Genomic DNA, 21,400 nt, shown 5'->3' with positions numbered 1-21,400 from the left:
TCACGCCGCTGACCGCACAGGCGCGTAGGTTGTGAGGTATGAGCGAAACCAATGATGTCAATGACGCAATCAAGCATTTCCCACGCCTCAGGGCGCGCACGCTGCGGTTCGGCTGCGGCGCACCGCGCTCCGCACAGACCGTGGGCGACGGCTCGCGGGCCCTGTTCCTGCGCTCCGACGGCCCCGAGGATCTGGTGACCGCACTGTGGCTAAGCTGGTTCGACGAGTCCGGCGAACACCATGAGACCAAACTGGCCGACCCGCGCGAACTGTTGGGCGCAACCGCCGACAGCGAGGACGTGCCGGCCGAGGAGAAGGCCCGCCGCGAGCGTGCGCGCGAAGGCGGCACCGGCATCGTCGGCTACTCCGCAGACGATGACGGCAATCGCATCGTGTTCACCATCAACGGCCGCCTGTTCCTGACCGAGATCGCCTGGAATGACGAGACCGGCGCACCCGAGCCGCACACCCGCGAACTGGCCGGCGAATGGCTCGATGAGGACCCGGAGATGTACACGCCGGTGCTGAACCCGCGCATCGCCCCGGATGGCGAACATGTGCTGTACACCACGGGCAGCTACCTGATGCTGGTCGATATCGGCGGCGAGCTAGGTGACCGCATCACCGCCGTCTACGGCGTGAGCGTGGAGGATGAGGACGGCAATCCGGCCGAAAACACGTGGAAAATCGGTCTGGCCGAGTTCGTGGCCGGCGAGGAGATGGACCGGTACGACGGCTTCTGGTGGGCCCCGGATTCGCAGCACGTGCTGTTCGAGTCCTTCGACACCGCCGACGAGCCGACCTGGTACATCAGCGATCCGGCCGACCCCGAGAATCCGGCCGCCGGCCGCCGTTACCCGCGCGCGCTGACCCGCAATGCCGACGTGTACCTGACCGTGATCGCCCTGGCGTTCGACGGAGACGGCCGGTACGCGGGCATCACCGGCAACGCCGACGTGGATTGGGATCGTGAGGCGTATGAGTATGTGGCCGCCGTGAACTGGCGTCGCGGCCACGATCCACTGGTGCTGGTGCAGAACCGCCGCCAGACCCGCGACCAGGTGCTCGAGGTGGCGGTCGCGGCGGATGGGGCCGCGCTGGGTGCCACGCGTGTGCTTGAGGAGCATGCGAACGACCAGTGGATCGACCTGATTCACGGCACGCCCACCTACACGCCGGATGGCCGGCTGGTGTGCCCGCTCAACGACATGGCCGCGGACACCAACCGTCTGACGGTGGACGGCCGCCCGTTCACGCCGGCCGGGTGGAACGTGCGCTCGGTGCTCGACGTGACCGACGACGACGTGCTGGCCGTGGTGCAGTGTGCGCCCGAAATCGCATCTGAGGTGCCGGACGCCTGGACCGGCTCGGGTGCCGCTTCGGATGCCGAGTCTCTGTTCGGCGGCCACGACGCCCGCAGTTTCGATGTGGTGAGTATCGATTACAACGGCACGATCACGCCGGTCACGACCGATCCCGGCCAGTGGACCGCCTCGCGCGGCGAGCGCGGCATCGTGGTCTCCGGCCGCGATATGCGTTCCGCCCGCGCCCAGATGCGGCATATTCTGGGAGAACAGAGCGCCACTATCTCGTCCACGGCGGCGGAACCCGGCTTTGCACCGAACGTCACGTTTACGCGACTGGGCGAGCACCAGCTGTACACGGCGATCATCGCGCCGAGCCCGTCCAGCCCGTACGCGCACTCCGACAAACTGCCGGTGCTGATGAAGCCTTACGGCGGCCCCGGGTTCCAGCAGGTCGTCGCCTCGCAGTCCTTCTATTGGGAGGGCCAGTGGTGGGCCGACCAGGGCTTCCTGGTGGTCACGGCGGACGGCCGTGGCACCACCGGCCGCGGCCCGGCATGGGACCGCGAGATCTTCGAGGATATGAAGGACGTAACGCTGGCCGACCAGATTGAAGCCGTCAACGCCCTTCCCGAGGCCGTCTCCAGGCTCAATGCCGACGGGCGCAGGCCCGGCGTTCCCGCGCCGGACCTCGACAAGGTGTGCATGATCGGCTGGTCCTACGGCGGCTTCCTGTCCGCACTGGCCGTGCTGGACGCGCCAGACGTGTTCAAGGCCGCATGCGCCGGCGCCCCGCCGACCGACTGGACGCTGTACGACACGCACTACACCGAGCGCTATCTGGGTCTCGACCCGGATGTGTACCGCCGCAACGGCATCGTGCAGGATGCGCCGGGACTCGTCCGCCCGCTTATGCTGATCCACGGCTTCGCCGACGATAACGTCACCATCGCCCACAGCCTGCGCCTCTCGCAGGCTCTGATGGCGGCGGGTCGCCCGCACACCTTCCTGCCGTTGACGGGCATTACCCACATGACCAACGACGAGACCGTGGCCGAAAACCTGCTCACCCTCCAGCGCGACTTCCTGCGCGACGCCCTGGCCTGACCGGTCTCGGGCGTGCCGTGGGCCGTGACGTCCGCGGCACGCCCGGGGCCCGCACCCGCACGGCATGCGGAAAAATGGCGCAGGTGGTGCGCCGCACCCATTTCCGCCCTGAATTCTTGGATATTTTTGGATATTTTGCACTCATCGCCACACAGAAGACCGGTTTTTTGCCTCATATTCCCATCACCGCGTAGGATGGGTGAGGATTAGAAAGGGAGGACTATGAGCGTTCTCGACCGTTTTGAAAAAAGCGTGGAGGGTGCAGTCAACGGAGTATTCGCCAAGTTCGGCTCCAAAGACCTGCAGCCTGTCGATCTTTCCAGCGCCTTGGAGCGCGAGATTGACGCCGAGGCCATGCCCGTGGGCCGTGACCGCACGGTGGCCCCGAATGAATACCGTTTCAAGCTCAGTACTCCTGACTTCGACCGTATCGAGGCATGGGGTAGCGAGACCCTGGCCAATGAGCTGGCCGACAATCTCACCGAGTACGCGAAGAGCCAGCATTACGCCTTCGTGGGCCCGGTGATTGTGATCTTCGAGGAAGACCTTGACCTGTCCAAGGGCAACTTCAACCTCACCTCCGAATCCGTGCAAGGCAATGCCGTGCCGGTCACCACCGATGCGCAGACCGAGGACAGCCCAGTGCTCGAGGTGAACGGCAACCAGTACCTGCTCACCAAAGACAAGACGGTAATCGGCCGCGGTTCCGGTTGCGATATCGTCATTGACGATCCGGGCATCTCCCGCAAGCACCTGGAAATCGACATCACCGACAACGGCGTTATCGCCCGCGACCTGGGCTCCACCAACGGCACGTACGTGGAGGGCCACCAAGTGCCCGCCGCCACGCTGCTCGACGGCAACACCATCACCATCGGCCGCACCCGCATCCTGTATTGGGCCTCCGCCCAAGCCCAGGAGTAGTCGAGCACACGCCCGAAAGCCGTCCACCCATGACTGAACTGACATTCGCCCTGCTCAAGTATGGATTCCTGATCCTGCTGTGGATATTCATCTGGCTGGCCGTGCGTTCGCTGCGCAAGGACATCGAGACGTTCAGTCCGCGGCCCTCGCGTGCACGCCGCCGCCGTGAACGTGAAGCGCACAAAACCCAGACCGAGCCGCCGCAGGCGCCGCGCCCGCATCGCGGTTCCCATGCGGGCGCGGCATCCGCCGCTCCGGCGCAGCCCACCCTGCTCGTCATCATCGACGGCCCGCTCGCCGGCAGTTCCGTACCGTTGTCCGACGCCGACATCACGCTCGGGCGCGCCGCCTCGAACACCGTGGTGCTGGACGATGAGTTCGTCTCCTCCCGTCACGCCCGCGTGTACCGTGACATCCGTTCCGGGCAGTGGGCCATCGAGGACCTGAACTCCACCAACGGGACCGTGGTCAACCAGCAGCGCATCAACCGTCCCACCATCCTGCCCGCCCGTATCCCGGTGCGCATCGGCGCCACCACCTTCGAACTGAGGTAGCCGCATGCCAAAATCCGCCGCTTCACAACCGCTGTTCCTGTATTCCACCACGGTGTCCGATGTGGGCACCGTGCGCGCGAACAACCAGGATTCCTCCTTCGCCGGCGAGCATCTCATCGCCATCTGCGACGGCATGGGCGGTCACGCCGGCGGCGACACGGCATCCTCCATCGCCATCCGGTCGCTGGCCCACATCGAACGGGACGACACCGACGGCGATGTCGCGGTGATCGCCCATATGATGGAGACCTCCGTCATGGCCGCGCATGACGCCATCGTCGGCAAGGCCAAGCGCGAACGCAAACTCGCCGGCATGGGCACCACCGTCACCGCGGTGGCGTTGGTGGCCGGCTACTGGATCATCGCCCACATCGGCGATTCGCGCGCCTATCTGCTGCGCGATGGTCATCTGGGCCGCGTCACCTGCGACCACAGCTACGTGCAGCATCTCATCAACACCGGCCGTATCACCCCATCCGAAGCCAAGAATCACCCGCAGCGCAACGTCGTGATGCGTGTGCTCGGCGACTTCGACATCGACCCGCACCCGGACATCTCCATACGCCGCGCCCATCCCGCCGACCGCTGGCTGCTGTGTTCGGACGGCCTGTGCGGCGTGCTGGAGGACTCCACCATCGCGGAGACGATGACCGCGCTGTCCGATCAGGGCGAATGCGCGCAGCGTCTGGTGCAGATGGCGCTGCGGGCGGGCAGCACCGATAACGTCACGGCCGTCATCGCGGACGCCACGTTGGCGTTGGACGCCGACGCGTTCGACCTGCCCCACCAAACGCCGTTGGTCGGCGGCGCCGCCAGCCGCAATCTCGAGCCGATTGCGGACATCGTCAACGCGCCGGTGGCCACCGCTCCCGCGCTGCGCGAGGACGATTCGCCCGCACAACGCGCCGCGGCGCTGATCCAGCCAGCCAGCGCGCATGAGGCGGAGCCCGCGCAGACCACGGCCGAACCGTCGTCCGCGCGCGTGGTCCAGCCATCCACGGTCCGCGAGGAGACCGGCGAGCGGGCCAATCCCGATACCGGTGAGATTCCGGTGGTGCAGAAGCCGGACGGGCGCTTGTCCGCCGATCCGAACGACCCGGACGTGGCCAAGGCCATCCGCGACGAGCAGATCGAGCAGAAGAAGGTCACACGCACCAGGAAACGCCGCAACAGGCTCGCCGTGATCGTCGCCTGCATTCTTGCCGCACTGGCGTTGGCCGGTGCCGGCTGGGGCGCGTACACGTGGAGCCAGGCGCATTATTACGTGGGCAACGCCAACGGCACGGTGGCCATCTACCGTGGCGTGCCGACCAATCTTTTCGGGCTTGAGCTTTCGCACGAAGTCGAGACCACCGACATCGCCATCGCGCAGCTGCCGCAATCATGGCGCGACCAACTGAGCCAAGGCATCACGGTCGGTTCGCTGGACGAAGCACAGTCGCATGTGGGCATCATCCGCACCGAAATGCGCAAACTGGCCAAGCAGCAGGAAGCCGACGTCGCCAAGAAGGCTGAGGCGTCCAATTCCCCGGACAGTTCCAAAGACAGTTCCCAGAGCGATTCCAAGGACAGCACCAAGGATTCGTCCAGCCAGTCCGGCTCCTCGTCAGACAAGTCCGGTTCGTCAAGCTCATCCGATTCCTCAGATAAATCCGGTATCGGAGCGGCCGACAACGCGGCCACGGGGGATGCACGATGATCGCTACCCGTCTACGTCAGATTTCCTTGTTGCTGATTGCCATGGCAATCAGTGCGTTGGCGTTCATCCAGATGTTCCAACGCACCGCCGGCGAATTCCCTATGCAATACGCCGGCATGCTGGCATTGGTCGTAGTGCTGTTTCTGGTGCTGTGGGGGCTGATCGTACACTTCCAGCCGTATGCCAGCCAGTCGATTCTGCCTTGCGTGCTACTGCTGACCGCCACCGGCGTGACCATGATCGCTCGCATTGACCAGAGCGAGGGCTGGGCGGTTGCCCAACGCCAGCTGGTGTGGCTGTGCATCGCCATCGTGCTTTCCGCGCTGCTCATCATCTTCCTGAAGGACTACCGCGTGCTGCGACGCTTCTCCTATGTGTCGATGGTGGTGGGCCTAGTGCTGCTGCTCGCCCCGATGCTGCCGTTCATCGGCATGGAGGTGAACGGCGCGCGCATCTGGATCAGGATTCCGGGATTGGGCCAGTTCCAGCCGGGCGAGTTCGCCAAACTGTTCCTCGCGTTCTTCTTCGCCGCATACCTGTTCGATCACCGCGACCGGCTGGCCGTGGGCGGCAGGAAGGTGCTGGGGCTGCAACTGCCCCGCATCAAGGACCTCGGCCCCATCATCGTGGTGTGGATCGCTTCGATGGGCGTGCTGGTCATGCAGCGTGACCTGGGCACTTCGCTCATGTTCTTCGCCATGTTCGTGGCCATGCTGTACACGGCCACCGGCCGGAAAAGCTGGATCATCATCGGTCTGATCGCGTTCGCCGCGGGCGCCGTGCTGGCCGCCGGCGCGTTCAGCCACGTGGGTCAGCGCATCGACGCCTGGCTGCACCCGTTCAGCAATGAGCAATACAACAAGACCCCCGGTGGCTCCTGGCAGCTGGTCACCGGCATATTCGGACTGGCGGCGGGCGGCATGCTCGGCACCGGCCTGGGCCAGGGGCATCCCTCGCGCGTCACGTTCGCGAACTCCGATTTCATCTACGCCTCGCTCGGCGAGGAACTCGGCCTGATGGGCGTGCTGGCCATGCTGATGCTGTACCTGCTCATCATCGCCTCCGGCTTCATCACGGCCATGAAAATCAAGGATGGTTTCGGCAAACTGCTGGCTTCGGGACTGGTGTTCACCATGGCGTTCCAAGTGTTCACCGTGGTCGGCGGCATCACGCTGGTGATTCCCCTGACGGGCCTGACCCTGCCTTATATGGCGGCCGGCGGGTCCAGCCTGATCGCCAACTATATTCTCGCGACCCTGCTCATCATCATCTCGAACTCGGCCAATGCGCCCGAGCCGGAGCTGACCTCGGATACGTTCCAGTACGAGGCTTTGGCCGTGCTGCGCAACAAGGAACTTGAGGCCAGGGCCCGCGCCACTGAGCCGATCGTTCAGCCTCGCAGCGCGTCGGCTACGGCGTCGCAGTCCGAGTCGGAATCGTTTGACGACCCCATTGTGGATACCACCACTCCGTCGTATACCGGCGCCGATGAACCGTACACGCCTACCGGCACGATTCCCCCGCTTCCTCCCGTTAACGGAGGCACTCGCGTATGAACAAATATCTTCGTCAGCTTTTCACCGCCGTGGTCGCGCTGTTCGTGATTCTCGGCCTGTCGTCCACCATCATCATGGCGGTACGGGCCAACGCGCTGAACAACGATCCGCGCAACGCCCGTTCGCTGTACCACCAGCTCGGTGCCTACCGCGGTGCCATCCTGGCCTCGGACGGCACGGTCATGGCCAAATCCGAGCCGGTCAACGACGCATTCAAATACCTGCGTACCTATTCCAACGGTCCGCTGTATGCTCCGGTCACCGGCTTCTTCTCCATCAACCAGACCGCCGATCGCGGCCTGGAAGCCTCCCGCAGCATGCTGCTCAACGGTGAGGCCGATTCATTGATCTGGCAGCGGGCCAAGGCCATGCTCACCGGCGCTACGAATCAGGGCGCGTCCATCGAAACCTCCATCGACCCCAAGCTGCAGCAGGTTGCCTACGATCAGCTCGGTACGCGCGATGGTGCGGCGGTGGCCATCGAAGTCAGCACCGGTCGTATCCTCGCCATGGTGAGCACGCCCAGTTATGATCCGAACAAACTGGCGACCCATGACACCAAAGCCGCGTCTCAGGCCTACAACGAACTTTCTGCGGGCCAAAATAGCCCACTAATCAACCGCGCCACCTCGCAGCTGTACCCACCAGGGTCCACGTTCAAGACCATCGTCGCCTCGGCTGCGCTGGAAACCGGCGAATATCAGACGGACACGAAGATTCCTGCAGGCGCCGGCTACACGCTGCCCGGCACCGCCACACAGCTGCCGAACGCCGAGCATCAGGCCGACGGCGTCAACGGGCAGATCTCCCTGCAAGAGGCCGTCGCGTGGTCGTCCAACACCGCGTTCGCCCAGCTTGGCGTGAAACTCGGCGCGAGCAAGGTTTCGGACATGGCCACCAAGCTCGGGTTTGGCAGCACCATCACCATTGACGGCACCGAATCCACGGGCACCCCGATGACGGCCACCGCGTCCACATTCCCCTCTGATCCGACCGACGACAAGCTTGCGCTGGCATCCATCGGCCAAGGCGACACCACGGCCACGCCGTTGCAGATGGCGATGGTCGCGCAGGCAATCGCCAACAATGGCAAACTGATGCAGCCCACGCTGGTCGATCGTGTGCGCGCCGCCGATCTCACCGTACTTTCGCAGACCAAACCGCAAACCATGGCCAATGCGTTCAACAAGGATTCCGCAGACAAGCTCACCACGATGATGGAAAGCGTGGTGACCGAGGCCAATCCGCAGCTGGCCATCGACGGCATCAAGGTGGCGGCCAAAACCGGTACCGCACAAATCGGTACCGACAACTCTGCCATCGACGGCTGGGTGATCGGTTTCGCGCCGGCGGACGATCCGCAGATCGCCGTCGCGGTGTTGGTGCATAACACAGATGTATACGGTTCGCTCGCCGCTGGCCCGATCATGCGCGCGATGATGCAGGAGGCTTTGCAGCAGTGAAACTTATCGAAGGACAGCTTATTCACCGCCGATATCGTCTTGATTCGCGTCTTGCGCAAGGCGGTATGGGCGAGGTCTGGAAAGGCTACGATATTCAGCTCGGCCGTGAAGTGGCCATCAAGGCGCTGCGCTCGGACGTGACCAACGCCGAGGCCAAGCTGCGCCGCCTGCGTGCCGAAGCCCATAATTCCGCCAATCTGGCGCACCCGAATATCGCTGCGTTGTTCGAATACTACGAGCATGACGGCATCGGCTTTCTGATTATGGAATACGTCCCCTCGAAATCGTTGGCGGATCTGTTCCACAGCAAGGGCGCGATGGATCCCATCGAACTGCTGCCCATTCTGATTCAGACCGCGCGAGGCCTATTCGTGGCCCACTCGCACGGCGTGATTCATCGTGACGTCAAGCCGGCCAACATCATGGTCTCCGACACCGGTGAAGTGAAGATCACCGATTTCGGCGTGAGCTACTCCACCGGCCAAGGCCAGATCACCCAGGACGGCATGGTGGTGGGCACCGCACAATACATCTCCCCCGAGCAGGCGCAGGGCCAGCAGGCCACGCCGCAATCGGACATCTATTCACTGGGCGTGGTGGCGTACGAGGGCCTTGCCGGGCAGCGTCCGTTCACCGGCACCACTCCGGTCGATATCGCCGCAGCGCACGTGAACAATCCCGTGCCTCCACTGCCGGACTCGGTGGACGTCCAGTTACGCGAATTTGTCATGTCAATGCTGGCCAAGGACCCGTTGGATCGCCCGAATGACGCGCTGGTGGTGTCCCGCACGCTGGCACGCATCGAACGCCGTCTGCTGGATCAGCAGACCGAAATGGCCGACACCGCCATGGTCACGTCCGGCAATCGACTGCCGCGCCGAGTGACCAGCACGCCACGCATTGTTTTGGAGGCCCCGGCCTCAAGATTGGGAGGGAATAAGCAATGAGCACCAGTATGCCCACCGCATTGGCCGGCGGACGCTACCAGCTTGGCCAGCTCATCGGTCGTGGCGGCATGGCCGAGGTCCACGTGGCCCTTGACACCCGTCTGGGCCGTACCGTGGCCGTGAAAATCATGCGCGCCGATCTGGCCAACGACGACATCTTCCTGGCCCGTTTCCGCCGGGAAGCACACGCCGTGGCCCAGATGAACAACCCGAACATCGTGAACATCTACGATTCGGGCGAAGAACTGGTTTCTTCCGAAAGCGGCGATACCGAGCGTCTGCCGTACATCGTCATGGAATACGTCAAGGGCCAAACCCTGCGCGACATCATCAAGGTCAACGGCGCACTCAGCCAGCGCGACTGCGAACAGGTGCTGTTGGGCGTGCTTAACGCGCTCGACTATTCGCATCGCATGGGCATTATCCACCGCGATATCAAGCCCGGCAACATCATGATCTCCGAGCAGGGCGTGGTCAAGGTCATGGACTTCGGCATCGCCCGCGCTCTGGACGATTCCGCAGCCACCATGACCCAGTCGCAGGGCGTGGTGGGCACCGCACAGTACCTTTCTCCCGAGCAGGCGCGCGGCGAGACCGTCGACATGCGTTCCGACCTGTATTCCGCTGGCTGCGTGCTCTACGAGATGCTCACCGGCCGCCCGCCGTTTACCGGTGATTCCGCCGTGGCCATCGCCTACCAGCATGTTTCCGAAGTCGCCACGCCGCCATCCGCCGTGGTGCCGGGGCTGCCGAAGATGTGGGATTCGATCTGCGCCAAGGCCATGGCCAAGGACCGCCAGAATCGCTATGCCACGGCCTCCGAGTTCAAGACCGACATCCTGACCTACATGAACGGCGGCGTACCGGTGGCGGCCGCGTTCAACCCATTGACGGACCTGTCGAATATGAAGGCCCGCAAGGAAGCCGAACGTGATTTGCCCACCACGCCGGTGGAACCGCAGCAGCAGCCCACCCAGGCATTCAACCCGGTGACCGGTCAGTTCGAGCAGATTCCACCGGCCAATGGTGCCAACTCAGCGGCGTTGCAGTCCCGTGCGCAGCAGCGTGCGGCGGCGGCCAAGGCCAAGAAGCGCAAGAAGATCATTATCGGTTCGGTGATCGCGGTGCTCGCCGTGGCCCTTGTCGGCGCGGGCGTCGTGTTCGCCATGAGCGGCGCGCCCAACAAGTCCGCCGAAGACAAGGTCACCATACCCGAGGTGTGCAACGCCTCCACCTCCAAGGACAACATCAAGCTCAAGCTTGAGACATTGGGCTTGACCATGGTCGGCAAGCAGGACACCGACTCCACCGAGCCGGAGGGCACCTGCACCAAGATGAGCCCGGAGGCCGGCGCCAAGGTGGCCAAGGGGTCGAAGGTGAAGGTATGGTTCTCCGCAGGCCCGCAGTCCACTCAGGTTCCGGATGTCAAGGAACGCAGCCAGGAAGAGGCGCGCAGCATTCTGGAAAGCGCCGGATTCAAGGTGAATGCCACCGTCAGAACCGAAGACAGCGCCGACATCGCCAAGGATATGGTGACGAAAACCGATCCTGCCGCCGGCCAGTCGGTTCCCAAGGGCACCACCATCACCATATATGTTTCTTCCGGCATGACCACCGTACCGAGCAATTTGGTCGGTCAGTCGAAGGACAGCGTGCTACAGCAGTATGAGGGCAGGTTCAGCTTCACTGTGGAGCAGGAGAGCTCCGATACGGTGGAGGCCGGTCTGATTACCCGTGTAAGTCCTGATTCGGGCTCTTCTATCGCACAGGGCGGGTCCATCACCATTTGGGTGTCCACGGGCAAGGAGAAGGTCGCTGTACCGAATATCGCCGCAGGCACTAAATATGCCACCGCCGAACTCATGCTGAAGGCCGTCGGCCTCAAGGCCCAGGCCAACGGTCCGGCCGACCCCACCGCCGTGGTGGTCGGCATCGATCCCGGCGCCGGCGCCCAGGTCGACGTGGGCTCGACCGTCACCATCACCACGAAGGCCGCCGTCACAGGCGACAACAACGGCAACGGCAACGGCAACGCTGGCGGCAGCAGTAGCACAGGAGGCACCGGCCCAGGCGGCGACAAGTAGACGGCTGCTACTTCGTGACTTTGGGCTGAAGGCCGGCCGACTTGGCCACGGCGTTGCCTTGGCCGCACACGCTCAGCCAGTTGGCCAATAGACGGTAGCCGTCCTGGGTCATCACCGACTCGGGATGGAACTGGACGGCATACATCGGCTTATCCTTGACCTTGATGCCCTGAATGGTGTGGTCATCCTGCGTCCACGCGGTGACCACCAGCGTATCCGGCACCGAATCGGGCTCAACGGCCAATGAATGGTAGCGGGTGGCGGTCATGGGGTTGGCCACGCCCTCGAAGATCTCGTCATCGGCATGCTCCACCGGGCTGGTCTTGCCGTGCATGATGGTGGGCGCGTGGCCCACCGTGCAGCCGTACACCTCGGCGAGCGCCTGCAAGCCCAGGCACACACCAAACATCGGCATGCCGGTGGCCGCGCACAGGCGGATCATGTCCTCGCTGGCGCCGGATTCGGCCGGGGCGCCCGGGCCGGGAGAAATCAGCACGCCATCGTAACCGTCCAGTACACCCGGCGCGGCTGGGTCGATAGCGTCGTTACGCACCACATCAACAGTGGCGCCAAGGGTTTGCAGATAGCCTACGATCGTGTAGACGAAGGAATCGTAGTTATCCACCACCAAAATATGCGCGGAATCGGTCATAGGGCTCTCCTTGAGGGACGTGTACTGCAAGACATAGTACTAGGCTGCCGTCAGCTCACTGCCACGAAGTTCGACATCTGCTGTAGGAATGGGATATTGGCGGCGGCCCAAGGGAATCCCCACTGGAACAGCGCCGCGGCGGCTGCGAACAACAGCAGAGCCAGCAGCAGCCATCGAATCGGTGCCACGCCGGGCTGCAGACGCAACAGTCCGCCATAGATGCTGGCATCCGGGCGGCGACGCTCACCCGCGCGAATCTCGCGCAGCACCGGCCAGCGCCATGCCACCGCAGCGGCGATGAACAGAACCAGCCACACTACCAGCGCGCCGAATACCACCTTGTCCAGCGAGCCAATGCGGGAAGCGATCGAGGGGGTTTCGGTGGTGGAGAACTTCACTGCACCGGACGAATCAGTAGTAGCCAGCTCTTTGGGCACGCCATCAGACACTTTGGCCCAGTACGCCAACTCACCATAGCTGATCCATCGATGGGTGGGGGTGGAGTATTTCGGCTCACAGGTGGTCAGTGTGATCATGCGTTTGGTGGGATTGGCAGTGGAGTCTTCCGGATTGGGGGCGATCACATACATGTCCGTGGGCAGCACAATCTCGTACCGGGTGTAGTGGTAGACGTACCAGTAATCCTTGGTACGAACGATGATGGGATCGCCTTCCTGCAACTTGTCCACATCGCCCAACGGCTGCCCGTAGCCGTTGCGGTGGCCGGCGACGGCGAAGTTGCCGACCTGCCCCGGCATCTGGGTGGTGTCGTAATGGCCCAGACCGTGGCGATTGAGCTGCTCGAGCGTGGTGCCTTCCACGATGTTGCGGTGCCATTGGGAGCCGAAGCGCGGAATGTAGATCTGCGCAATCAAGTCGCCATATTTCGCGTCTTTCGGCTGTACCGGCGCATCGCCCTCCTGGGCTTTGGCGATGGTGACCGTTCCCCCGTTGTTGCTGGGGTCGCTCCAGTCGACGGACTGGATGGTTTCGTTCTGGGCTCGCTCCGCCTCGACACCGGTCCACCACATCTGCCAGCCGATGTACAGGGCGCAAATCACGGCAGCGGTAATCAGCAGTTCGGCGCAGATGCCGAGTGCTTGCCAGACCAGGCTCCGCTGGGGCGAAGACGCGCCGCGTACTGCGGTACGACGGGACCTTGCCCTACTGGCATTGGCCGGGTCTGCCACCATTCGTGCGGCATCGTCCTCGGGGAAGGGCTGCACGTCCGACACGGACGCGAGATCAATGGGCGCCGGTGCGCCGCTGTTGTGCCTGCCGTGTCTCATTGCTGAGTCTGCTCCTCATCTGTGGTCTTTGATGTATCGACCGTGGCATATTTCAACTGCTGCAGCAAGGCGGCGGTAGCGGGGAACTGAAGGTCCTCGGCATTCTCCACCTTGTAGCCAATGCCAAACGCGGTCACATATTGCTTAAGAATGGTAATGGCTTCGGAGTCGTTCAAAGCTGCGCGAAGTCTTTGCGGGTCGCCAATAGCGGAAATGGTGAATGGCGGCGAGTATTTCTTACCGTGCAACGACAGCACGTTGCCGGAACAGATGACCGCCGAATTGAACAGCACCCGCTGATCCATAATCATCAGCGCATCGGCACCGCCGGCCCACAAGGCATTCACCACCGATTCGACATCCTGCTGGTGGATCACGTAATCGTTGATATTGGCGGTCGTGCCATTGTTGTTGACGGCGTTCTCCCACAACGGGGAGTCGTCCAGGGTCACCGTCACGCCGCTGCCGCTGAGCGCGGGCAGCATCAGACTGGAATCCACATTGCTGGAGTCCTTGCCTTGGTTCTGCGTGCTGTCAGTACCGTCGGTGCCATCGGCCTTGAGCGCGTCCGTAAGATTGGCGACCTGTTCGGTCAGATCGCTGACGTCCTGCTGCAGCTGGTTGGCCTCGTCCACGCCTTGCTCCACCAGATCGGCCGTATCGCTGGTGACGTCGGCCGTGCGGTTGACCCTCACGTTGGTGCTCAGCAGAAAACCGGTCAGGGCGACGACGACGAACACCGCGACGCCGCCCCACAGGGAGCGCCGTGCGCCATGCTTGCCGATATGCCTGGCCATGAATTTCCCGTCTTCCTGCCGACTCTGGTCGCCGCTTTCGAGTGTAGCCACTATTATGACTTTTAGCCTATTGAATGGAGACTATGCTGATGGCTGACGAAGAGCTGCACGAAACCGACTCGAACAACCAGAAGGACTGGCAGAGCGAGACCTCATCCAGCACCGCTGCTGACGAGACCGCCAACAAAGACACCGAGCAGAACGCAGAGAACGCTTCTGCCGAGGAAGACGCGGCTTACGGCGTGAATATGGAGCAGGTGCAGGCCGTGCTCAACGCCACTGCCGATAAGGCCACGCTGACCCCGCAGATGCAGCGCATGATGAACCGTCAGGCGGAGAACACCAAGCGCGTCGAGGAGACCATCAAGGGCACCAAGTCGAATCCGCGTTGGTTCGTGCCGCTGTTCTGCGCGTTCATGATCATCGGTCTGATCTGGTGCGTGGTGTACTACCTTTCCCCGTCCGGCTCCTGGCCGATTCCGCGCATCGGCGCATGGAACCTGGGCATCGGCTTCGCCCTGATCATGATCGGATTCCTGATGACGATGGGATGGCGCTGAGTTCCGACTCGTTGCGCTTATCTATCGGTAGATCGTTTTTCTATCGTTAGGTTGTTCTTAGTTCTTATACGAAAGGCCGACCTCCCGTATGCGGAGGCCGGCCTTTTTCGTGCCTTAGCCTGTTCATCCACAGCTATCCACCACTTATCCACGACTTATCCACTACGTTATCCACAGCCTGTGGATGAATCACACCCATGTAGTTTTCCACCGAATGTGGAAAACCATGTGGATAAGTGGTGGATAAGCGGCGTTTCTCGGTGTATATCTCGTGCATAACTTTGGCTTGGCATACATCGCCACAGCGAGGGAACAGTTATACACCCGAGTTATCCACTGCAACAAACCCAGTAATACCGTGGCATTCCTAACTTATCCACATAAGTTATCCACAGTCTTATGCACTTTTCTACACACTTGTGCACAAGTCACCATTGTGGATAACTCGTCATTGCGCGCATCTCATTACTGTGGATATCTTCATACGGCACACACCCACTCACCGAACGACGATATCCACATCGCCGCTTTCCGCACATACACTGATGCCGGGCACTGCATGTTCCGCAATACCCGGCATCAATCGTTTTTTACAGCCATATCAAGCCATATCAGTGCAGGGAGCCGAAACTCATCCACCCATAAGGATTGGCCATATTGCACAACAGAATCAACGCAATGACCAGCACCACCATGACCCAGCCGTACACTTGCATGCGCCATTTCAGGCTTTTACCGCGCCACGCCGGCACACCACCCACCAGCAGCCATGTGAGTATTCCACCCACTACAAAGCCGCCGACATGCGCCTGCCACGCCACGCCACCGACCACGAACGGCAAGGCGAAGTTCACCGCCATCCAGATCAACATGGAGCGGATATCGGCGCCGATACGGCGATATACCACCAGCAATGATGCAAACAGGCCAAATAAGGCTCCAGAAGCCCCATAGGCTGCCATCTGCCAGCCGATGCCTCCCGGAGCCACCGCAGCCCACAACATAAGTCCCAGAGAGCCGCCAAGGCCGGAAATCACATACAGTCCCAAGAACCGCCAGTGGCCGATCATTCGTTCCAGCACTGGGCCCACGGAATACAGGGCAATCATGTTGAACAGGATATGCAATAGCGAGTTCGGCGCATGCAGGAACATCGAAGTGATGAGCGTCCACGGCTCAGCCACCAGTCTGACCGGAGCCGCCATGCCGAGGTACATCAACCAAGCCCTCAGGCCCGGGGCAATAAATCCCAGCAATACCTCCAGTAGCCACACTGCCACGCACGCAACAATCAGCGCCCAGGTCATCACCGGACCACCGCGCTCCCACTGGTATCGAATCTCCCGCTGTGTAGGAATATGCATGCAGTCCACTGTATCGAAGGTCTCGGATGCGTTCCACGCGCCGCGAAGATGCTGAGCCGACCGAGGGCATGCGGGCGTGGATGAATCGCCCACGAATGTCATTCCACCCAATCGTCACAAACAGCGGCCTAGAATAGGGAGCAGAGTCGGTCTGAATGGGCATACCGACCAGACGATCCCTAGGGAAAGGAGCCGTCATGGAGAACAAGTCTTCTAACGGTTGGAAGTTCTTCGCGCTGCTGTTCGGCGGATTGCTCGCCGCGCTTGTTGGCTTGTACATCTACAAGCAGCAGAACCCAGATTACGATCCGTGGGAGGAGCCGTGGGAGAACAGCTCCTCGCCGGTCGACCTGGGTCTGAACAAGGCCGAGGATGAGGCCGATGGCGAGGCGGAAGCCGCCCCGGCCGAAGCCTGATAGGGCGGTCTTTCAACGCAAGAAGCCCCGCAACCGATGGATGTCGGTTGCGGGGCTTCTTATGTTCTGGTTCCCCTCTCCGAGGGGAACCGCCCCACCGACTCAGTCGGCCAGAGGAGCAGTGTGCCAGATACGTTCCAAATAGTCTTCCATGGAGCGGTCGGAGCTGAAGTAGCCGGAGTTGGCCACGTTGAGCAGGGCCTTGCGGTTCCATTCGAGCTCATCGGCGTAGAGGGCCTCGATCTCAGACTGGATGCCCATGTAGGCGGAGAAGTCGGCCAGGGTCATGAACCAGTCCTTGGTCAGCCAGTCGGCCACGAGCGGGGAGTAGGCGTTGCGGTCGCCGTTGGAGAAGGTGCCGTCGGCCACCAGATCGATGGCCTGCTTCAGGCGCGGATCGGCCTCGTAGTAGGAGGCGGGATCGTAGCCCTCGGCGTACTTCTTCTCGACTTCGTCGACGGTCATGCCGAACAGGAAGAAGTTCTCGGCGCCGACGCGCTCACGGATCTCGACGTTCGCGCCGTCCAGCGTACCCACGGTCAGGGCGCCGTTCAGAGCGAACTTCATGTTGCCGGTACCGGAAGCTTCCTTGCCGGCCTGGGAGATCTGCTCGTCAAGCTCGGTGGCCGGGATGAGGTTCTGAGCCATCTCGACGTTGTAGTTCGGCAGCATGTGGACGGCGAGCTTGCCCTTGACGGCCGGATCGCTGCTGATCACGCGGGAAACGTTGTTGATCAGCTCGATGGTCATCTTGGCCAGGTAGTAGCCCGGAGCGGCCTTGGCACCGAAGAACACGGTGCGCGGAGTGATGTCCTCGGCCTTGACCTTGCCGGACTTGATGTCGGCGTAGTTGGAGATCACGGCGAGAATCTTCAGAGACTGGCGCTTGTACTCGTGCAGACGCTTGACCATGGTGTTGAACAGGGTGTTCTCGTCGATATCGATGCCGTAGTGGTCCTTGGCGAAGCCCACGAATGCGTGCTTGTTGGCCTTCTTGACGGCGGCGAACTTCTTGACGAATTCATCGTCCTTGGCCAGCGGCTCGAGACCCTTGAGCAGTTCCAGATCGGCGACCCACTTGTCGGTGCCCAGGCCCTCGGTGATGAGGTCGGACAGGCGCGGGTTGGCGAGCTTGACGAAGCGACGCGGGGTCACGCCGTTGGTCACGTTGGTGAACTTGTCCGGGTAGACGTCGGAGAAGTTCTTGAGGGTGACGTCCTTCAGCAGCTGGGAGTGCAGCTCGGCCACGCCGTTGACGTGGGAGCCGCCGTAGGTGGCCAGGTAGGCCATGCGCACGGCGTCGCCAGTGTAGATGGCCATGTCCTTGATGGTGTCGGCGGCAACGCCCTTGGCCTTGAGCTCGGCCTCGAACTGCGCGTTGATCTTCTCGATGATCTCGAGGTGACGCGGCAGCAGCTCGCCGATCAGGCTGGCCGGCCAGACCTCAAGGGCCTCCGGCAGCAGGGTGTGGCAGGTGTAGTTGAAGGTCTTGGTGGTGATGGACCACGCGGTATCCCAGTCGTAGCCGTACTCATCGATGAGGATGCGCATGAGCTCGGGGATGCCGATCACCGGGTGGGTGTCGTTGAGCTGGAAGACGATCTTGTTCGGGAAGGTCGTCAGGTCCGGCTTGTCCTGGCCCGGGTAGAAGACGCGGATGGCGTCGTGCAGGGATGCGGAGACGAAGAAGTACTGCTGCTCGAGGCGCAGTTCCTTACCGACCTTGGTGGAGTCTTCCGGGTAGAGAATCTTGGAGATGTTCTCGGCCTTGACCTGCGGGGCCACGGCGTCCATGTACTCGGAGCGGTTGAAGGCGAGCAGATCGAACTCGTCGTAGCTCTTGGCGGTCCACAGGCGCAGGGTGTTCACGCGGCCGGACTTGTAGCCAGGGACCAGGTAGTCCACCGGCACGGCGCGCACGGACCATGCGGGCTGCCAGGTCTTGGTGCCGTCGGCGTTCTCGACGACCTTGCCACCGAAGGAGACCTTCTGATCACGGTTGTAGTCGGTGTGGCCCCACGGCTCTTCGTTGGCCAGCCAGTAATCCGGGGTCTCAACCTGCTTGCCGTTCTCGTCGAACTTCTGCTTGAAGATGCCGTACTTGTACTGGATGCCGTAGCCGAAGGCCGGCACGCCCAGCGAGGCGAGGGAGTCGATGAAGCAGGCGGCCAGACGACCAAGGCCGCCGTTGCCGAGGCCCGGCTCGTATTCGGCGTCCACGATGTCCTTCGGCTTGAAGCCAAGGGCTTCCACAGCCTTGTCGAACTGGTCGGTCAGGCCAGCGTTCAGCAGTGCGTTCTCCAGCTGCTTGCCCATCAAGAACTCGGCGGACAGGTAGCCGACGGCCTTGGTGTTGCCGTTGACGGTGTCGGCCTGGGTCTTGAACCAGGAGTCGGCGAGGTGGTTGCGCACGGCTTTGGACGCGGCGACATACACGTCAGCAGGGGTGGCCTGCTCGGCGGTGACGTTTTGAGTGTATTTCAGTTGTTCACGAATCTCGTCGGCGAATTGTTCCGCCGTGACGGGAGACTTCGGTGCGGTGATTTCGGTCATTCTGACTTTCCTTCCGGGATAAGTGCCCGTAATTATTATGCCGCGCGATAGGTATCGTCTCACAAACGTAAGCATGAACTCTCCGTAACGACGATGGCGGAGCGCTCTTGCATACGTTCTCATCGAGAAGCGTATCACATGTCTCACAGTTCCGCATCACACCGTATGCCATCGTTTGCATTACGGAAGATCTTCCGGATCCGGTGCCATGATGGAGCATATGGCAGTAATTCTCGAAAAAGACTTGAAACGAGGGCACGACGCACTGGTGCAATGGCGTGCCGCAGCCCTGGAACTGGCCGACAACACGCCACATCGCCTGACCGCCTCCCCCATTCTGCCGCGCCCGGTATGGGCGATGGCTGTGCGCTACTCGCTGTTCCTGCTGGAACGGCGCGCGCCCGGGCCGGGCGTGGAGGTGCGCGTCGCGCCGTGGGGCGCGGTCAAGATTCTGGACGGACCGGAATCGGACCCGCATAACCTGACCCCACCGGACGTCATCGAATTGGAGCCGGAAGTCTGGCTGCGACTGGCCTGCGGCATCACCACGTGGGCAGAGGAAAAGGACGCCGGCCACATCAGCGCGGTCGGCGAGCGCGACGACCTAAGCGACCTGCTGCCGCTGTAATCGCCGCCGCAGGCCGCCCATCAGAACTGGGCGATGCCCCAGCGCTGGATATGCTCGGCCCAGCGGTCCGGCGTGGGTAGGGTGACGAGGCTGCGCATCGTCAGCGCGTAAGCGGCGGCGGCCACCAGCACGGCGGCCAGAATCAGGCAGGTCGGCCCATAGCCGATGGTCTGCATACCCCAGCCGGCGAGTGCCACGGCCACGCCATAGGCACCGTACTGCAACACCATGCTGCCCGCTCCAACGCGGCCGAGCTTGTCCTTGCCCACCAAGGTATTGCTGAGGCCTCCAAGCACCGCGTTGCCCGCGGGCAATGCCAGTACCGAGCAGGCCACAAATATGGCCTTGCCAACCATGGAGGGCACCAACGCGGCACCGGTGAATCCTACAGCCAGCAAGACGAACATCACGCCCACCAGTACGCCGCCGGGCACACGGTTGACCAGTTGCGAGGCCATCAGTGCGCCCAGCAACATGCCAACGGCGGAGGCGGCGTTGATGAATCCGGCGGATATCAGCTGGCTGCCACCTTGGGAGATGTCCAGCGCGGTCAGCAGCAGGAAGGCATTGCTGGCACCGGTCACCATGGCCGCTGCGATGATGAGATGGCGTTGGAACCGGTCGCGCAGCAGCCAGATCATGCCGTCCAGTGCGTCGCGCCAGCGTGGGGCGGAGTCATCGGCATCATCGGCGTCCGAGACGGCCCCGACCTCCGAACCGGTATCAACATTGCCCGGACGGCCGCTATCGCTCACAGTCGCACGTTTCCAATAGCGGCGGATACGCCATGCGGACACCATGCCCAGCACGCTCAGCACCGCGCTGGTCAGGAACGGCACCGCATGTCCCACGGTCATCAGCAGACCGCCCAACGGACCACCCACCAACGTGACCGTCGAATCACGAGCATCATTCAACGCCATCGCGTGCGGTAGCTGCTCATCCGGCACCACGCCACGCAGCATGGCATTCGACGTATTCTCCAACAGCCCATCGCGCACCGAAAACAGCACGACGATACACAGCAGCGCGATCGGAAGCACGTGGGCATACGGTCCGCCGAATGCCGGAGCGTTTGCCCCGTTAACCCCATGGCCGCTCGTCTTCGGCGCATTGCCGAACAGCATCACCGCTGCCGCCGCCACCGCCGAGAGCACCACACCGGACGCACCCCAGATCAGCATGAGCGTACGGCGATCATATCGGTCCTGAATCACGCCGCCGGCAAGGCCCAGCACCGTCTGCACCACCACGCAGATGCTTTCCGTCGTGGTGGCGGCGGCAGAAGATCCTGTCGTGGCGAGCATCATCAGTGGCACCGCGAACGCGATCAGACTGGCACCGACCGCACCGGACGTGTCCGCAGCCAGCCACCATCCGTAATCAGTTCCCCGCCATAATTCCGTATCACTTGCCATCGTTGCCCTCCCTGGGATTGGTCCTTATGGACGCCACCATAGGGAGCCGCCGCCGAGCCGAACACCCGCAATCCTCGGTTATGGG

At 62.5% G+C, this 21,400-nt stretch carries 17 protein-coding genes; 11 read left to right on the top strand and 6 right to left on the bottom strand.

Going from position 1 to position 21,400, the window contains the following annotated elements:
- Window positions 1-38: 38 nt before the first annotated feature.
- From BLIJ_RS00440 to pknB, 8 genes are all read left to right on the top strand, one after another.
- Window positions 39-2,411, top strand: coding sequence for a prolyl oligopeptidase family serine peptidase (locus tag BLIJ_RS00440; protein WP_012576535.1), 2,373 nt, complete (start codon window positions 39-41; stop codon window positions 2,409-2,411).
- A 222-nt stretch (window positions 2,412-2,633) separates the two neighbouring features.
- On the top strand, window positions 2,634-3,335 hold the full coding sequence (locus tag BLIJ_RS00435; RefSeq protein WP_007051707.1) for an FHA domain-containing protein: 702 nt from the start codon (window positions 2,634-2,636) through the stop codon (window positions 3,333-3,335).
- Window positions 3,336-3,364: 29 nt separating this feature from the next.
- Window positions 3,365-3,889 (top strand): FHA domain-containing protein FhaB/FipA, encoded by a 525-nt coding sequence (locus tag BLIJ_RS00430; protein WP_012576534.1) that lies wholly within the window; start codon window positions 3,365-3,367, stop codon window positions 3,887-3,889.
- Between the two features lie 4 nt (window positions 3,890-3,893).
- Window positions 3,894-5,588: a BofC C-terminal domain-containing protein gene (locus BLIJ_RS00425; protein ID WP_012576533.1), complete on the top strand. Its 1,695-nt coding sequence runs from the start codon at window positions 3,894-3,896 to the stop codon at window positions 5,586-5,588.
- Window positions 5,585-7,144: an FtsW/RodA/SpoVE family cell cycle protein gene (locus BLIJ_RS00420; RefSeq protein ID WP_012576532.1), complete on the top strand. Its 1,560-nt coding sequence runs from the start codon at window positions 5,585-5,587 to the stop codon at window positions 7,142-7,144. Before BLIJ_RS00425 ends, BLIJ_RS00420 begins: the two co-directional genes overlap by 4 nt.
- The gene (locus BLIJ_RS00415) at window positions 7,141-8,607 is read left to right on the top strand and encodes a peptidoglycan D,D-transpeptidase FtsI family protein (protein ID WP_012576531.1); all 1,467 of its coding nucleotides are present in this window, start codon (window positions 7,141-7,143) and stop codon (window positions 8,605-8,607) included. The genes BLIJ_RS00420 and BLIJ_RS00415 overlap by 4 nt, the downstream gene beginning before the upstream one ends.
- Window positions 8,604-9,554, top strand: coding sequence for a serine/threonine-protein kinase (locus BLIJ_RS00410; RefSeq protein WP_012576530.1), 951 nt, complete (start codon window positions 8,604-8,606; stop codon window positions 9,552-9,554). Before BLIJ_RS00415 ends, BLIJ_RS00410 begins: the two co-directional genes overlap by 4 nt.
- A complete protein-coding gene (pknB, locus tag BLIJ_RS00405; protein ID WP_012576529.1) occupies window positions 9,551-11,638 on the top strand; it encodes a Stk1 family PASTA domain-containing Ser/Thr kinase in 2,088 nt (695 codons plus the stop codon). The genes BLIJ_RS00410 and pknB overlap by 4 nt, the downstream gene beginning before the upstream one ends.
- Before the next feature lie 7 nt (window positions 11,639-11,645).
- On the opposite strand, the gene BLIJ_RS00400 is transcribed toward pknB, so the two are convergent.
- The 3 genes from BLIJ_RS00400 to BLIJ_RS00390 are packed head-to-tail and all read right to left on the bottom strand — an operon-like array spanning window position 11,646 to window position 14,376.
- Complete coding sequence (locus tag BLIJ_RS00400) at window positions 11,646-12,290, bottom strand: anthranilate synthase component II (protein ID WP_012576528.1); 645 nt, start codon at window positions 12,288-12,290, stop codon at window positions 11,646-11,648.
- Window positions 12,291-12,340: 50 nt separating this feature from the next.
- Window positions 12,341-13,579 carry a class E sortase gene (locus BLIJ_RS00395; RefSeq protein WP_014484478.1) on the bottom strand — a complete coding sequence of 413 codons (1,239 nt, stop codon included), beginning with the start codon at window positions 13,577-13,579 and terminating at the stop codon, window positions 12,341-12,343.
- On the bottom strand, window positions 13,576-14,376 hold the full coding sequence (locus BLIJ_RS00390) for a DUF881 domain-containing protein (RefSeq protein WP_012576526.1): 801 nt from the start codon (window positions 14,374-14,376) through the stop codon (window positions 13,576-13,578). The genes BLIJ_RS00395 and BLIJ_RS00390 overlap by 4 nt, the downstream gene beginning before the upstream one ends.
- Window positions 14,377-14,459: 83 nt before the next feature.
- Between BLIJ_RS00390 and crgA the strand changes: the two genes are divergently transcribed.
- The gene (gene crgA / locus BLIJ_RS00385; protein WP_014484477.1) at window positions 14,460-14,936 is read left to right on the top strand and encodes a cell division protein CrgA; all 477 of its coding nucleotides are present in this window, start codon (window positions 14,460-14,462) and stop codon (window positions 14,934-14,936) included.
- A gap of 611 nt (window positions 14,937-15,547) precedes the next feature.
- Here crgA and BLIJ_RS00380 read toward each other — a convergent pair.
- Window positions 15,548-16,402, bottom strand: a complete 855-nt coding sequence (locus BLIJ_RS00380) for a rhomboid family intramembrane serine protease (protein WP_012576524.1) — start codon at window positions 16,400-16,402, stop codon at window positions 15,548-15,550.
- A 95-nt stretch (window positions 16,403-16,497) separates the two neighbouring features.
- Here BLIJ_RS00380 and BLIJ_RS00375 point away from each other — a divergent pair, with 95 nt between their 5' ends.
- Window positions 16,498-16,716 (top strand): hypothetical protein, encoded by a 219-nt coding sequence (locus BLIJ_RS00375; protein ID WP_012576523.1) that lies wholly within the window; start codon window positions 16,498-16,500, stop codon window positions 16,714-16,716.
- Window positions 16,717-16,818: 102 nt separating this feature from the next.
- Here the strand turns inward: BLIJ_RS00375 and BLIJ_RS00370 are convergent, their stop codons facing one another.
- Entirely contained in the window at window positions 16,819-19,269 is a 2,451-nt protein-coding gene (locus tag BLIJ_RS00370; protein WP_014484475.1) for a glycogen/starch/alpha-glucan phosphorylase, read from the bottom strand.
- 208 nt (window positions 19,270-19,477) lie between these two features.
- Here BLIJ_RS00370 and BLIJ_RS00365 point away from each other — a divergent pair, with 208 nt between their 5' ends.
- Window positions 19,478-19,897, top strand: a complete 420-nt coding sequence (locus BLIJ_RS00365; protein WP_014484474.1) for a sterol carrier family protein — start codon at window positions 19,478-19,480, stop codon at window positions 19,895-19,897.
- A 20-nt stretch (window positions 19,898-19,917) separates the two neighbouring features.
- On the opposite strand, the gene BLIJ_RS00360 is transcribed toward BLIJ_RS00365, so the two are convergent.
- Entirely contained in the window at window positions 19,918-21,315 is a 1,398-nt protein-coding gene (locus tag BLIJ_RS00360; protein ID WP_012576520.1) for an MFS transporter, read from the bottom strand.
- Between the last annotated feature and the right edge of the window lie 85 nt (window positions 21,316-21,400).

This window comes from Bifidobacterium longum subsp. infantis ATCC 15697 = JCM 1222 = DSM 20088 (assembly GCF_000269965.1).
GTDB classification, from domain to species: domain Bacteria; phylum Actinomycetota; class Actinomycetes; order Actinomycetales; family Bifidobacteriaceae; genus Bifidobacterium; species Bifidobacterium infantis.
Note: the sequence above shows the minus strand (reverse complement) of the source record. Positions and strands in the feature narration are given on the sequence as shown.

What these genes read in the sequence shown, in the direction of transcription:
- BLIJ_RS00440 (WP_012576535.1), top strand. Translation starts at nt 39, where the DNA reads ATGAGCGAAACCAATGATGTCAATGACGCAATCAAGCATTTCCCACGC.
- BLIJ_RS00435 (WP_007051707.1), top strand. Translation starts at nt 2,634, where the DNA reads ATGAGCGTTCTCGACCGTTTTGAAAAAAGCGTGGAGGGTGCAGTCAAC.
- BLIJ_RS00430 (WP_012576534.1), top strand. Translation starts at nt 3,365, where the DNA reads ATGACTGAACTGACATTCGCCCTGCTCAAGTATGGATTCCTGATCCTG.
- BLIJ_RS00425 (WP_012576533.1), top strand. Translation starts at nt 3,894, where the DNA reads ATGCCAAAATCCGCCGCTTCACAACCGCTGTTCCTGTATTCCACCACG.
- BLIJ_RS00420 (WP_012576532.1), top strand. Translation starts at nt 5,585, where the DNA reads ATGATCGCTACCCGTCTACGTCAGATTTCCTTGTTGCTGATTGCCATG.
- BLIJ_RS00415 (WP_012576531.1), top strand. Translation starts at nt 7,141, where the DNA reads ATGAACAAATATCTTCGTCAGCTTTTCACCGCCGTGGTCGCGCTGTTC.
- pknB (WP_012576529.1), top strand. Translation starts at nt 9,551, where the DNA reads ATGAGCACCAGTATGCCCACCGCATTGGCCGGCGGACGCTACCAGCTT.
- BLIJ_RS00400 (WP_012576528.1), bottom strand. Translation starts at nt 12,290, where the DNA reads ATGACCGATTCCGCGCATATTTTGGTGGTGGATAACTACGATTCCTTC.
- BLIJ_RS00395 (WP_014484478.1), bottom strand. Translation starts at nt 13,579, where the DNA reads ATGAGACACGGCAGGCACAACAGCGGCGCACCGGCGCCCATTGATCTC.
- BLIJ_RS00390 (WP_012576526.1), bottom strand. Translation starts at nt 14,376, where the DNA reads ATGGCCAGGCATATCGGCAAGCATGGCGCACGGCGCTCCCTGTGGGGC.
- crgA (WP_014484477.1), top strand. Translation starts at nt 14,460, where the DNA reads ATGCTGATGGCTGACGAAGAGCTGCACGAAACCGACTCGAACAACCAG.
- BLIJ_RS00380 (WP_012576524.1), bottom strand. Translation starts at nt 16,402, where the DNA reads ATGACATTCGTGGGCGATTCATCCACGCCCGCATGCCCTCGGTCGGCT.
- BLIJ_RS00375 (WP_012576523.1), top strand. Translation starts at nt 16,498, where the DNA reads ATGGAGAACAAGTCTTCTAACGGTTGGAAGTTCTTCGCGCTGCTGTTC.
- BLIJ_RS00370 (WP_014484475.1), bottom strand. Translation starts at nt 19,269, where the DNA reads ATGACCGAAATCACCGCACCGAAGTCTCCCGTCACGGCGGAACAATTC.
- BLIJ_RS00365 (WP_014484474.1), top strand. Translation starts at nt 19,478, where the DNA reads ATGATGGAGCATATGGCAGTAATTCTCGAAAAAGACTTGAAACGAGGG.
- BLIJ_RS00360 (WP_012576520.1), bottom strand. Translation starts at nt 21,315, where the DNA reads ATGGCAAGTGATACGGAATTATGGCGGGGAACTGATTACGGATGGTGG.